This is a genomic window from Actinomycetospora sp. CA-084318, from assembly GCF_050955885.1.
Taxonomy (GTDB): Bacteria; Actinomycetota; Actinomycetes; order Mycobacteriales; family Pseudonocardiaceae; genus Actinomycetospora.
Genome location: NZ_CP192098.1, coordinates 49,501 through 62,234, shown reverse-complemented (window position 1 = coordinate 62,234; position 12,734 = coordinate 49,501). Strand labels below are relative to the sequence as shown.

The following is a 12,734-nucleotide window of genomic DNA, read 5'->3' as shown; positions in this document are numbered from 1 at the left end:
ACGGGGCCCCTCGCTGCGCGACCGGGAAGGGCGTCATGCCGATCTACGACTACCGCTGTGACTGCGGGCTGCGCTTCGAGCGGCTGATGGGCCGCGACGCCCCCGCGCCGGCCTGCCCGGAGTGCGGCGGCGAGTCCCGCAAGGTCCCGTCGCGGCCCGCGCTGCACGGCCGGGCCGACCCCGGGCTCTCCCGCGAGCAGATGCCGCAGACGTGGCGCGGGGTCTACAACGGCAATCCCGAGTACATCGCCTCGATGCGCAAGCAGTGGGAGCGCCGCCAGCGGCTCGAGGAGAAGTACCCCGAGATCGCCGGCGACACCCGACCCGTCGTCGCGCACGAGGGCCGCTACGAGCAGGTCCCGCTGCGTGCGGGCGAACCGATCCTCAAGGGACCGGATTCGTCGTCGGGATCGTCGGGGCACGGCCACGGCCATGGACACGGGCACGGGCACGGCCACTCGACCCCGGCGCCGAGCACCCCGAAGCCGAGCACACCGGCACCGAGCACACCGGCACCCAGCACCCCGAAGCCGACCCCGCCGTCCGGATAGGTCGAGCATCGACCCGGGAGCGTGGCCGGGGCCACACTCCCGGGCGTGGACTTCGACCAGGCACGCGAGACCTTCCTCCAGCCGCGGGAGGGCGCGACCGCCCCCGTCGCCGACACCCCGGCGCTGCGCCTGCGCCACGTGCTCGAGCCGCTGGCGATGGTCCACATCTGGAGCGCGCCGGCCCACGAGCACATGGCGAGGGCGGGCCTGAACTTCCTCACCGGCTACGTCGGCGGGCGCGGGGCCACGCTCGGTGACGTGACGCCCGGGGTCGTCGCGGCGACATTCGCGGTGTTCGAGCCGGGTCTCGCGGCCGACCTGTGGCGGCAGGCCCGGGCCGCCTGCTCGGTCGAGGAGCTGCTCGCCGTGCGGAACGCCGGCGGCGGCGAGGGCCTCCGGGCAGCGCTCGAGGGGGTCGACGAGGCCGAGGTCGGCCGGGTCACGCGCACGTTGCGCGACGCGCTGGACGCGGGGGGACCCGGCGAGCTCGCGGGGCGCCCGCTCTACGCGAGCCTGCGCGACCAGCCGTGGCCGACCGACGCGCACACCGCGCTGTTCCACGTCGCCTCGCTGTACCGGGAGCACCGCGGCGACGCGCATCTCGGGGCCTGCGTCGCGGCCGGGATCGACGGCCTCGAGGCGAACATCCTCACCGAGCTGCGGGCCGGGTTCGACCTCTACGAGTACACCGGCACGCGCGGCTGGTCACCGGAGGCGATGGACGCGGCGGCCGCCCGCCTGACCGCCCGCGGCCTGCTCGCCGACGGCGCCCTGACCGCCGCGGGCCGCGACGCCCGACAGCAGATCGAGGCCGCGACGGACCTCGCGCAGCATCGCGTGGTCGAGGCCCTGGGATCCGGTCTCGACGACCTCGTCGCCACCCTCGGTGCGTGGGCCGACCGGGTCGTCGCCGCGGGCTGGTTCCCACCGGACCCCGCCAAGCGCGCGGCGGGGTGAGACGGGGGCGGGCCGGGTAGGTGGCCCCCATGCCTGCTGCGACCTCCCCCGCCCGCCGCCTCCGGGACGCCATCGAGCCGATCGCGATGGTGTACGTCCACAGCGCGGAGGCGCGCGAGCAGTACGAGGCGATCGGCCTGGAGCGCTTCCAGGGCTACGTGCTGGGCCGGGCCGGCGCGCTCGGGCTGCCCCCGGCGTCCCTCGTGGTCGCGACCTTCGGCGTCTTCGAGCCGGAGACGCTGGCCGGGACCTACGAGGCCGCCCTCGCCACGGCGAGCGTCCAGGACGCGCTCGCGGCGAAGCTCGCCGGCGCCACCCGCTGCCTGCACCGCGTGTTCGGGGAGCCGGCCCGCGACGTCGAGGAGGTCGTCACCGTGCTGCGGGGCGGCCTGGACCGGGCACCGGTGCTCGGCAAGGCCCTGTTCGCGGGCCACGCGGCGATGGCGTGGCCGGGCGACGCCTGGGCCCGGCTCTGGCACGCGACGAACCTGCTGCGCGAGTACCGCGGCGACGCGCACCTCGCGGCGCTCGTGTCGCACGGCATCTCGGCGCTGGAGTCGAACCTGCTGACCGAGGCGCGCGTCGGCATGGCGGGCCGGGACTACACGCGCACCCGGGCGTGGTCGGAGGAGGACATCGAGGCGGCCACCGCCGACCTGCTCGACCGGCTGCTGATCACCCGTGACGGCGACCGCATCCGGCTCACCGAGCGCGGCGCAGCCCTGCGCGACGACGTCGAGGACGCCACCGAGGCCGCGCTCGACCCCGTCATCGAGGGCATGGAGCACGGGCTCGACCTCGTCGTCGAGCGGTGCCTGCGCTGGTCGCGGGAGCTCCGCGACGGCGGGGCCTTCCCCGACGACGACGAGAAGCTGCAGGCCGGCTGACCGGGTGCCGGGGTCAGGTGCCCCGGACGCGGCGCCACGTCGTCACCGCGAACGGGACCGCGATCAGCCCCATCCCGATCCCGCCCACCAGCGCCGACCCGGGCAGCCCGAAGAACGCGAGGTGCGCCAGCACCGACGAGGCGTAGACCCACAGGTAGAGCGCGGTGGCGGGACCGGATCGCCGACCGGGGCCCAGCGCCCGGTGCAGCCCGCCGACCACCAGCACCGAGACGAGCAGCCAACCGGCGTAGTTCGTCAGCGGGATGCCCGGCACGAGCGGCAGGGCCGGGTGCGGGTCCGCCCAGGTCCAGTGACCGGCGCCGACCATCTGCGGGTCGAGGAACAGGTCCCAGGCGGCCAGCGCGAGCGCGCCGAGCACGACGACCCCGGGGCCGCTCGCGGCCAGGACCCGACCGACGACGAGCGCGGGCCAGGCCATCATCGCCCAGGCCAGCGGCACGACGACCGGCACGCCGAGCAGTTCCGGACCGAGCGTTCCGGTGTAGGCGTAGCTGCCGAACGGGAAGCCGGTCGCGAGCCCGACGGCCTCGGCGACCAGCCCGCCGCCGCCGGCGATCCCGACGAGGAGCAGACCCCCACGCACCCCGTGCACGCGGACCACGTCGGCCAGCGACGCCAGGAAGAACACCACGACGCTGGTGACCGTCACCCCCGTGATCCACGAGGCGGGCACGAGCGGGTAGACGATCTGCACCAGCACCGCGGTGCCGACCAGTACCCAGGCCGGCAGCGCCGCCGTCGTCACCGGTCGACGAGCGGTCGTCACCATGTCCCGAGCCTCCCCCATCGCGATCCACGTCGGATCGTGGACCGCTCTGCGGCGTCGATCGGGCGTGCCTACGGTGCCGGGGTGCCCGCCGCAGGTCCCCGCTCACCCGTACAGCTCCTGGTGACCTCCGGCTCCCTGCTCGCCGTCGCCGGGACCCTGCACCAACTGGTCAACCACCGCCGGCTGCGCCGCCCGCCCGCGGTCCCGCCCACCGTGACCGTCCCCGTGTCGGTCCTCGTGCCCGCCCGGGACGAGGCACCGCGGATCGCCGCGACCATCACCTCGCTGCTCGGCCAGCGCGGGGTCGCCGACCTCGAGGTCCTCGTCCTCGACGACGGGTCCACCGACGGCACCGCCGAGGTCGTCGCCGCGACGGCGGGCGCGGACGACCGGCTGCGCGTGCTGCCGGGCGTCCCGCCGCCCGCGGGCACGCTCGGCAAGCCGCACGCGTGCGCGCAGCTCGCCGCCGTGGCGCGCGGCGAGGTGCTGGTCTTCGTCGACGCGGACGTGGTGCTCGCCCCGCACGCGGTGGCCGCCGCCGTCGCGATGCTGCGCGCCGGGGACCCCCTCGCGCTGCTCTCCCCGTGGCCGCGCCAGGCCGTGTCCGGCCCGCTCGCGCGCCTGGTCCAGCCGCTGCTGGCCTGGTCGTGGCTCACCACGCTCCCCCTGCGCGCGGCCGAGCGGAGTGCCCGGCCGTCGATGGCGGTCGCGAACGGCCAGTTCCTCGTGGTGGAGGCGGCGGCCCTGGCCCGGGCGGGCGGGTGGCCCGCCGTCGGCAGCGCGGTGCTCGACGACATCGCGCTCGCCCGGGCGGTCCGACGCGCGGGAGGCCGGACCGGGGTCGGCGACGGCTCCGCGCTCGCGACCTGCCGGATGTACGACTCCGGCCGCGACCTGCACGCCGGCTACCGGAAGTCGCTGTGGGCCGCGTTCGGGTCGCCCGTCGGCGCGGTGGGCGTGGCGGCCGCGCTGCTCGTGGTCTACGTGCTGCCGCCCGCCGCGGCGCTCACCGGCTCGCGCGTCGGCGCCGCCGGGTACCTGGCGGGTGTGGCCGGGCGGGTGCTCGCCGCCCGGTTCACCGCGACGACCCGGTGGGACGCCGTCGCGCACCCGCTGTCGGTGGTGACCACACTGGGGCTGCTGGTGTCGTCCTGGGTGGGCCGGGTGCGGGGCACGCTCACGTGGAAGGGACGGCGGATGTGAGCCGGGTGATCGTCGTCGGGGCCGGTCTCGGGGGGCTGGCGACCGCGGCCCGCCTCGCCGCGGCCGGGCACGAGGTGGAGGTCCACGAGCGGGCCGCCGCGGTCGGCGGCAAGCTCGGCCTCGTCGAACGCCACGGCTTCGCCTTCGACACCGGCCCGTCCCTGCTCACGCTGCCTGGCCTGCTCGACGAGCTCTTCGCGACGACGGGTGGCCCGGCCGGGCTCGACGTCTCCCGCGTCGACCCGGCCTGCGACTACACCTTCGCCGACGGCACCCGGCTGACGCTGCCGCACGACCCCGCGCAGGTGCCCGCCGCGTTCGACGCCGCTCTCGGCGCGGGGGCGGGTGCCGCCTGGACGCGGCTGCACGCCCGCTCGCGGCACCTGTGGGAGCTGGTCGGCGAGGACGTGCTCCGCCGCCCGCTGACGCTGCCCGCGCTGCTGCGGATGAGCGCCCGGCCCGGCGGACTGCGGGCGGTGGCGCCGTGGCGCACGGTGCGCGGCCTGGCCCGCCGGACGCTGCCGGACCCGCGGATGCGGACCTGGCTCGAGCGCTACGCGACGTACTCCGGCTCCGACCCGCGCCGCACGCCGGCGGTGCTGTCGGTGACGTCGTTCGTCGAGCAGGAGTTCGGGGCCTGGTACGTCCCCGGTGGGCTGCGGCGCATCGTGGAGACCGTGCACGAGCGGTGCCGGGCGCTGGGCGTCGCGGTGCACCTGTCGTCGCCGGTGGACGAGGTGCTCGTCGAGGGCGGCCGCGCGGTGGGGGTGCGGGTGGGCGGCCGCGAGCACCGCGCCGACGCCGTCGTGTGCAACGCCGACGCCACGGTGCTGCACGAGCGGCTGCTGCCGCGCGGGGTGGCCGGGCGGGCGCGCCGACGGCTGCGGCGGATCCCGCCGTCGAGCGCGGGGTTCGTCCTGCTGCTCGGACTGGACGGCCGGTCGGGCGCGGCCGCCCACCGCGTGTTCTTCCCGGCCGACTACGACGCCGAGTTCGACGCCGTCTTCGGCCGTCGGCCCCGGCCCGTCGAGGACCCGACCGTCTACGTCCACGCCCCCGACGACCCGGCGTTGCGTCCCGACGACGCGTCCGAGGGCTGGTTCGTGCTGGTCAACGCGCCGGTGCACGACCCCGCGCGCGGCGTCGACTGGGACGCCCCGGGGCTGCGCGAGGCCTACGCGGAGCGGGTGCTCGACGTGCTCGCCGCCCGGGGCGTCGACGTGCGGCCCCGGCTGCGGTTCGTCGAGGTGCTGACGCCCGCCGACCTGGAGCGCCGCACCGGCTCGCCCGGCGGGGCGATCTACGGCACCGCCTCGCACGGCCCGCGCGCGGCGCTGCGCCGACCCGCCAACGCGGGCCCGCTGCCCGGCCTCCACCTGGTCGGCGGCTCGGCGCACCCCGGCGGCGGCATCCCGCTGGTGCTGATGTCCGCCGAGATCGTCGCGGGGCTCATCGGTCCGGCGGGAACTCCGCCGGGATCGAGCGCCACGTCCCGACGGCGAGCTGCACCAGCCCCACCAGCGCCAGCGCCGCCCACGTCGTCAGGAACGTCGTCCCCCAGCTCCAGCCCGGTCCCGGCACCGTCGGGGCGAGCGCGGCCCCCAGCGCCGGGAGGGCCACCACGATGATCCGCGTCGGCCGCTCGGCCACCGTCACCGCGCCCGCGCCGGGCATGCCCACGGCCTGCGCCCGGGCCCGGGCGTACTCGTGCAGCAGGGTCACCGCCGCGACCGCCGCCGCCCCCGCGACCGGAGCGCCCAGCACGACGAGCACCGCGACCAGCAGGAGGTCCCCGATCCGGTCGCACACCGCGTCGACCACCGCACCCAGCGGGCGGGCCCGCCCGGTCGCGAGCGCCACCGCGCCGTCGAGCCCGTCGAGCACCCCGCCCAGCACCGCCAGCACCCCGGCCAGGGCGACCCAGGGTGCACCTGCCGTCGCGACGAGGAGGGCCCCGGCGAGCACCGCGACCCCGGCGACCGAGAGGACGTCCGGCGGGACCCGCCGGACCGGGCGCACGCACGCCCGGACCAGCCACAGCCAGCCGCGCACCACCGTCGACGGCTCCAGGCCGCCGTGGCGCGCCGACCAGCCGGCGTCCTCCGGGCGCAGCTCCCGTCGACCGGGTCGAGCTCCGCTGCGCTCCGTCTCCCGTCCCTCCCCCATCCGGCCAGCCTGCCACCGGTGGCGGCGGTGACCACCCGACGACGACGCGCCGCGGGTCTCGCGCGGGAGGTCGGCCGCACGTTCCCGGTCAGCGACGTCGCCCTCTGGGCCGCGGGCGCGACCTACTTCGGTGTGATCGGGCTGGTCCCGCTGGCGCTGGCCTCGCTGTGGGCGGTCGGGCGGCTGGTCGGGGGCGACGTGCTCACCGGGGCCATGGAGGCGGCCATCGTCGGCCTGCCGGGCGGCCACGGGACCCCGGAGGCGCTGCGCACCCTCACGGCGACGGCGCTGGCGATGCCGTGGTGGAAGACGCTCGTCGTGCTGTTCCCGGCGAGCCTGTACGGCGAGGGCCTGCGGCGGGCGTTCCGGCAGTTCTCCGACGTCCCGGACCGGCTCACCGGCTGGCGGGGACGGGCCGGGCTGCTCGGCGTGGCCGCCGTGGCCCCGTTCCTCGTGGTCGTCGTGCTCGCGGCCGCGCCCGTCGTCGGGCCGCTCTACGCCGCCGGCGGCTGGTCGCTCGTCTGGGGCGTCGTCATCGCCTTCCACGTGGTCTTCCTGACCGTGTCGCTCGCCCTCGTCGCGCTCTTCCGCTTCGTCGCGCCCGGCCACCTCGGCGCGAAGGCCCTGTTCATCGGCGCGTTCGCGACCGGCTCGGTGCTCGCGGGGTTCCTGCAGGGGTTCGTGGTGTTCCTCGCCATCCCGATCGAGTGGTCGGCGCCCTTCGGCGGCCTCCCGATCGTGGGCGCCGTGTCCGCGCTGGCGCTGTGGCTGTTCCTGCTGCACATCCTCGTGCTCTGCGGCTACCGCGCGACCGTGGTGCTCGACCAGGTCCTCGAGCAGCGCCGCACGGCGTCTGGCCGCGCCCCGGGCGGGGAACCACAGCAGTCATGAAGGCTGCCGTGTACCGCAAGACCGGGTCCGCCGCCGACGTCCTGCACGTCGAGGACCTCGACACCCCCGAGCCGGGGCCCGGCCAGGTCCGGGTCCGCGTCACCCGCTCCGCGATCAACCCGACCGACTGGAAGACCCGTGCGGGCCTGACCGGCGGCGACCCGGACGAGTTCCAGGTCCCGCACCAGGACGGCGCGGGCGTGATCGACGCCGTGGGCGAGGGCGTCGAGGGCCGCGAGGTCGGCCAGCGGGTGTGGACCCACCTGTCGGCGTTCAAGAACCGCTGGGGGACGGCCGCGGAGTACAGCGTCCTGCCCGCCGACCGGGCGATCCCCCTGCCCGACGACGCCTCCGACGACCTGGCGGCCTGCCTCGGCGTGCCCGCCGTGACCGCCGCGCACTGCCTTGGCGGCGATCCGTCGGCGCTCGAGGGGAGGACGGTCCTGGTCGCGGGCGGTGCGGGCGCCGTCGGGCACTTCGCCATCGGCCTCGCGAAGCACGCGGGCGCCCGCGTGGTCGCCACGGTGAGCTCCGAGTCCAAGGGCGAGCGGGCCCGCGCGGCCGGCGCGGACCTCGTCGTGAACTACAAGGAGGACGGGGCGGCGGACAAGGTCCGGGCCTTCGCCGAGCGCGTCGACCGGATCGTCGAGGTCGCCCTGGGCGCCAACCTCGACCTGGATCTCGCCGTCAGCGACAACACCACGATCGCGGTCTACGCCAACGAGCCGAACGATCCGGCGATCCCCGTGCGGCGCCTGATGGTCACGAACACGACGGTGCGGTTCGTACTCCTCTACACCATCACCGCGGCCGATCTCGCCGCCGACGTCGCCTGGGTGCGCGGCGCCGTGGCGGCCGGGGCGCTCACGCCGCTCGAGGTCACCACGTTCTCGCTCGACGACGTCGTCGCAGCTCAGGAGGCGGTGGAGAACGGCGCGGTCGGGAAGGTCATGCTTGTCCCCTGACCCGGGTGGCGGACGCCCCCCGGGAGTCGACCCCCGGGAGGCCGTCCGTGGCCAGCCGTTCCGCACGCTTCGAGGTGCTGCCCGACGTGATGCTCGCGTGGACGCCGTCGGAGAACCCCGACGACGAGGCCGCGTGGATCTCCTCGCCCGCCGCCCGTTTCGACATCGACGGTGACCGCTCCGGCAGCCGCACGTCGTGGAAGCTCGCCGTCTCGCACTCGCGGGAGAAGCGGGTCGGTCCGGGCACCGTCGGGTGGGTGCACGAGTGGGTCGGCCGCGGGCGCATCGCGGCCGTCGTCGTGTTCGACTCGAACCCGTACTCGCGTACCGGCGCCGACAACGAGGCCGAGTGGTACGCCGACGGCATCCTCGGCGTCATCCCGGAGGAGCACCGGGTGCCGGCCGAGACGATCATGGCGCACCCCGACTGGAAGCCGAGCGCGCCGTACATGGGCGCGAAGGGCCGGCAGTTCAAGGACGGCGCCCCCGTGGTGCCCGGCAACGCCGTGATCCTGCGCGAGCTCGTCGACGACGAGACCGCGCGCTGGCTCGGCCTCGACCGGAGCATGGCGCACTAGACCGGACACCCTGTACGTGTGACCTTCCGTCACAGCTACCGGCGGGTTAACGTGCGCAGGTGCGCGACCACCACCACGACGTCCTGGTCATCGGCTCCGGCTTCGGCGGCAGCGTCTCGGCGCTGCGCCTGACCGAGAAGGGTTACCGCGTCGGGGTGCTCGAGGCGGGGCGGCGGTTCAGCCCGGAGACGCTGCCCGCCACGTCCTGGGACGTGCGCAACTTCCTGTGGGCGCCCGCGCTCGGCTGCTACGGGATCCAGCGGATCCACGTCCTGCGCGACGTCGTCGTGCTCGCGGGGGCGGGCGTCGGCGGCGGGTCGCTGAACTACGCCAACACGCTCTACCAGCCGTCGTCCGAGGCGTTCTACCGCGACCCGCAGTGGAACGCGATCACCGACTGGCGCGACGAGCTCGACCCGTTCTACGAGCAGGCCCGCCGGATGCTGGGCGTCGTCACGCAGCCCACGGTGACCCCGTCGGACGAGGTGATGCGCCAGGTCGCGCGCGAGTGGGGCCGCGAGGACACCGTCACCCCGACGCAGGTGGGCGTGTACTTCGGCGAGGGCCCGGGCGTCACGGTGCCCGACCCGTTCTTCGGCGGCGCGGGCCCCGACCGCACCGGCTGCCTCGAGTGCGGCGAGTGCATGACCGGCTGCCGGCACGGGGCGAAGAACACCCTCGACCAGAACTACCTGGGCCTCGCCGAGCGCGCCGGGGCGGTCGTGTACCCGGAGACGACGGTGCTCTCGGTGCGTCCGCTGCCCGACGGCAGCTGGGAGGTCGTGACCCGCCCGACGCGCCGGGGCCGGCGCCGCCGCACGGTGTACACGGCGGACCAGGTGATCCTCTCCGCCGGGACGTGGGGCACGCAGTCGCTCCTGCACCGCCTGCGCGACACCGGCGTGCTACCGGGCGTCTCCGCCCGCCTCGGGCACCTGACGCGCACCAACTCCGAGGCGCTGGTCGGGGCGATGTCCCGCCGGGCGTCGCAGCGGGGCGGGCCGCGCGACTTCACGCAGGGCGTCGCCATCACGTCGTCGTGGCACCCGGACGCCGACACCCACATCGAGCCCTGCCGCTACGGCTACGGCTCGAACGCGATGGGTCTGCTCACCACGCTCATGACCGACGGCGGGGGCCGTGTCCCGCGCGGGCTCAAGATCCTCGGGCAGGCCGTGCGCCATCCCCGACGGTTCGCGCGGTCCTTCGACAAGCGCCGCTGGTCGGAGCGCACGGTCATCGCGCTGGTGATGCAGTCGCTGGACAACTCGATCACGGTGCAGCGCCGCTTCGGCCGCCTCGTCTCCCGGCAGGGCCACGGCACGCCGAACCCGACGTGGATCCCGGCCGCGAACGCCACGACCCGCCGCATGGCCGAGATCATCGACGGCGACCCGGGCGGCACCTGGGGCGAGGCCGTGAACATGCCGATGACCGCCCACTTCATCGGCGGCTGCGCGATCGGGTCGTCGCCGGAGACGGGCGTGATCGACGCCTACCAGCGGCTCTACGGCCACGAGGGGCTGCACGTGGTGGACGGGTCGGCGCTCTCGGCCAACCTCGGGGTGAACCCCTCCCTGACGATCACCGCCCAGGCGGAGCGCGCCATGGCGTTCTGGCCGAACAAGGGCGAGACCGATCCCCGGCCGCCGCTCGGGTCGGCCTACGAGCGGCTCGCCCCGGTCGCGCCGGTGAGCCCCGTGGTCCCCGCGGACGCCCCGGGCGCGCTGCGGACGGTCACGCTGCCCGTGCCGACGGTGCCGCCGCGCACGCCGGTGGCGGGTTCCTGACGACGGGTCGTCGGACGCGAGACTGCGCCCGTGCCCGGTGACGTCCTGCTGCTGTCCAACTCCCGCCCATCCGGCGGCGCGGAGCCGTTCACGCACGCCCGCGAGGTGCTCGCCGAGCACCTCGGCGGGCGGACCGTGTGGTTCGTGCCGTACGCGCAGGCCGACCACGACGCGTACGCCACCTGGGCGGCCGACGCCCTCGGGCTCGACCTGCGACCCCTGCACCGCGAGCCCGACCCGGCCGCCACCGCGGCGACGGCCGACGCCGTGTTCGTCGGCGGCGGGAACACGTTCCGGCTGCTGCACGACGTGCGCCGGCTCGGCATCCTCGACGCCCTGCGGGCCAACGCGGCCTGCCGCTACACCGGCAGCTCGGCCGGCACGAACCTCGCGCAGCCGACGATCATGACGACGAACGACATGCCGATCGTCGACCCCGGCGGCCTCGACGCCGTGGGGCGCGTGCCGTTCCAGGTCAACCCGCACTACCTCGACCCGGACCCCACGAGCTCCCACCAGGGCGAGACCCGGGAGGAACGGATCCGGGAGTTCCACGAGCTGAACACCGTCCCGGTCGTGGGGCTGCGCGAGGGCGCCTGGCTGCACCGCACCGGCGACACCGTGACCCTCGGCGGACACACCGCCCGGCTCTTCCGCCGCGGGGAGGAGCCGCTCGAGCTCGGACCGGGTACCGACCTCTCGTGGCTGATCTCCTCCTGACGAACGTGCTCCCCCGCGGACACGACGCCCCCGTCGACGTCCGCGTCGAGGACGGCAGGATCGCGGAGGTCGGCCCGGACCTGACCGCTCCCGGGGCCACGACGATCGACGGCGGCGCCCGGCCCGTCCTCCCCGGCCTCGTCGAACCGCACCTGCACCTCGACAAGGCGCTGCTCGGGGGCGGCGACGGCACGCTCGCGGGCGCCGTGAGCGCCACCGCCGAGGCCAAACGGCACTTCACGCACGACGACGTCCTGGCCCGCGCCGAGGACGTCCTGCGCCGCGCGGTCCGCCACGGCACCACGGTGATCCGCACCCCGGTCGACATCGACCCCACCGTGGGCCTGACGAGCCTCGACGCCCTGCTCGAGCTCAAGCAGCGGTGGGCGGGCGTCGTCGAGCTGCAGGTCGTCGCGTTCCCGCAGGAGGGCATCGCCGCCCGGCCCGGTACGCACGAGTTGCTGGTCGAGGCCCTGCAGCGGGGTGCCGACGTCGTCGGCGGGTGCAGCTACGCCGAGGACGACGTCGAGGGCTGCCACGAGCACGTCCGCCAGGTGTTCGACCTCGCGGAGCGCTTCGACGTCGACGTGGACGTCCACGCCGACTTCGCCGCGGGGCCGGACGACCCGCGCCACACGCTGGCCACCTTCGTCGCCGACGTGACCGCCGAGCGCGGCTGGGGCGGCCGGACGACGCTCGGGCACGTCACGACGATGGCCGGCCTCACCTCCGACACCCGCCGTCGGATCACGGAGCGGCTCGCGGAGGCCGGTGTCGGGCTCGTCGTGCTGCCGCCCACCGACCTCTACCTGCAGGGCCGGGCGGCCCCGGTGGCCGAGCTGCTCGACGCCGGGGTGGCCACCGCCCTGTCCAGCAACAACGTCCGCAACGCCTTCACCCCGTTCGGCACGGTCGACATGCTCGACGTCACCCTCCTCGCCGCGCACACGCAGCCGTTCGGCACGGCGGAGGGGCTCGACCGGCTGCTCGACCGGGTCACGGCGGGTGCCGCCGCGATGCTGAACCTCGGCGGGGCGAGCGGAGCGACGGGGCACGGCAGACGCAGCCACGACCTGGCCCCGGGGAGCCGCGCCGACCTCGTCGTCCTCGACGCCCCGGGCGCGGACCACCACACGGCGCTCCTCGACCGCGTGCCGCGACGCTACGTGGTCAGTGGCGGACGCCTCGTCGCCGAGACCGTGACGACGGCGACCCTGCAGGCCCCCTGACCCTTGA

12 protein-coding genes and 1 pseudogene are annotated in these 12,734 nt (G+C 75.8%); 11 read left to right on the top strand and 2 right to left on the bottom strand.

Annotated features, from left to right (window positions below; translation table 11 throughout):
- Positions 1–35 precede the first annotated feature (35 nt).
- The 3 genes from ACQPYX_RS00300 to ACQPYX_RS00290 are packed head-to-tail and all read left to right on the top strand — an operon-like array spanning position 36 to position 2,395.
- Positions 36–551 carry an FmdB family zinc ribbon protein gene (locus ACQPYX_RS00300; RefSeq protein WP_433800923.1) on the top strand — a complete coding sequence of 172 codons (516 nt, stop codon included), beginning with the start codon at positions 36–38 and terminating at the stop codon, positions 549–551.
- A 45-nt stretch (positions 552–596) separates the two neighbouring features.
- Complete coding sequence (locus tag ACQPYX_RS00295) at positions 597–1,508, top strand: SCO6745 family protein (RefSeq protein ID WP_433800922.1); 912 nt, start codon at positions 597–599, stop codon at positions 1,506–1,508.
- Positions 1,509–1,537: 29 nt separating this feature from the next.
- On the top strand, positions 1,538–2,395 hold the full coding sequence (locus ACQPYX_RS00290; protein ID WP_433800921.1) for an SCO6745 family protein: 858 nt from the start codon (positions 1,538–1,540) through the stop codon (positions 2,393–2,395).
- A 13-nt stretch (positions 2,396–2,408) separates the two neighbouring features.
- Here the strand turns inward: ACQPYX_RS00290 and ACQPYX_RS00285 are convergent, their stop codons facing one another.
- Positions 2,409–3,185, bottom strand: coding sequence for a carotenoid biosynthesis protein (locus ACQPYX_RS00285; RefSeq protein WP_433800920.1), 777 nt, complete (start codon positions 3,183–3,185; stop codon positions 2,409–2,411).
- An 81-nt stretch (positions 3,186–3,266) separates the two neighbouring features.
- Here ACQPYX_RS00285 and ACQPYX_RS00280 point away from each other — a divergent pair, with 81 nt between their 5' ends.
- A complete protein-coding gene (locus ACQPYX_RS00280; RefSeq protein ID WP_433800919.1) occupies positions 3,267–4,388 on the top strand; it encodes a glycosyltransferase in 1,122 nt (373 codons plus the stop codon).
- Positions 4,385–6,016, top strand: a complete 1,632-nt coding sequence (locus ACQPYX_RS00275) for a phytoene desaturase family protein (RefSeq protein ID WP_433800918.1) — start codon at positions 4,385–4,387, stop codon at positions 6,014–6,016. Before ACQPYX_RS00280 ends, ACQPYX_RS00275 begins: the two co-directional genes overlap by 4 nt.
- Here ACQPYX_RS00275 and ACQPYX_RS00270 read toward each other — a convergent pair.
- Positions 6,000–6,554, bottom strand: a pseudogene (locus ACQPYX_RS00270) (CDP-alcohol phosphatidyltransferase family protein); the annotation flags it as partial. The gene ACQPYX_RS00275 and the pseudogene ACQPYX_RS00270 sit on opposite strands and share 17 nt — an antisense overlap.
- An 18-nt stretch (positions 6,555–6,572) precedes the next feature.
- Between ACQPYX_RS00270 and ACQPYX_RS00265 the strand changes: the two are divergent.
- The 6 genes from ACQPYX_RS00265 to ACQPYX_RS00240 are packed head-to-tail and all read left to right on the top strand — an operon-like array spanning position 6,573 to position 12,727.
- Positions 6,573–7,445: a YhjD/YihY/BrkB family envelope integrity protein gene (locus ACQPYX_RS00265; RefSeq protein WP_433800917.1), complete on the top strand. Its 873-nt coding sequence runs from the start codon at positions 6,573–6,575 to the stop codon at positions 7,443–7,445.
- Positions 7,442–8,410, top strand: a complete 969-nt coding sequence (locus ACQPYX_RS00260) for an NADPH:quinone reductase (protein WP_433800916.1) — start codon at positions 7,442–7,444, stop codon at positions 8,408–8,410. Before ACQPYX_RS00265 ends, ACQPYX_RS00260 begins: the two co-directional genes overlap by 4 nt.
- 47 nt (positions 8,411–8,457) lie before the next feature.
- Positions 8,458–8,988: a hypothetical protein gene (locus tag ACQPYX_RS00255; RefSeq protein ID WP_433800915.1), complete on the top strand. Its 531-nt coding sequence runs from the start codon at positions 8,458–8,460 to the stop codon at positions 8,986–8,988.
- Positions 8,989–9,047: 59 nt separating this feature from the next.
- The gene (locus tag ACQPYX_RS00250; RefSeq protein ID WP_433800914.1) at positions 9,048–10,778 is read left to right on the top strand and encodes a GMC oxidoreductase; all 1,731 of its coding nucleotides are present in this window, start codon (positions 9,048–9,050) and stop codon (positions 10,776–10,778) included.
- 30 nt (positions 10,779–10,808) lie between these two features.
- Positions 10,809–11,498, top strand: coding sequence for a dipeptidase PepE (pepE, locus tag ACQPYX_RS00245; RefSeq protein WP_433800913.1), 690 nt, complete (start codon positions 10,809–10,811; stop codon positions 11,496–11,498).
- A complete protein-coding gene (locus ACQPYX_RS00240) occupies positions 11,480–12,727 on the top strand; it encodes an amidohydrolase family protein (protein WP_433800912.1) in 1,248 nt (415 codons plus the stop codon). The genes pepE and ACQPYX_RS00240 overlap by 19 nt, the downstream gene beginning before the upstream one ends.
- Positions 12,728–12,734: the final 7 nt, after the last annotated feature.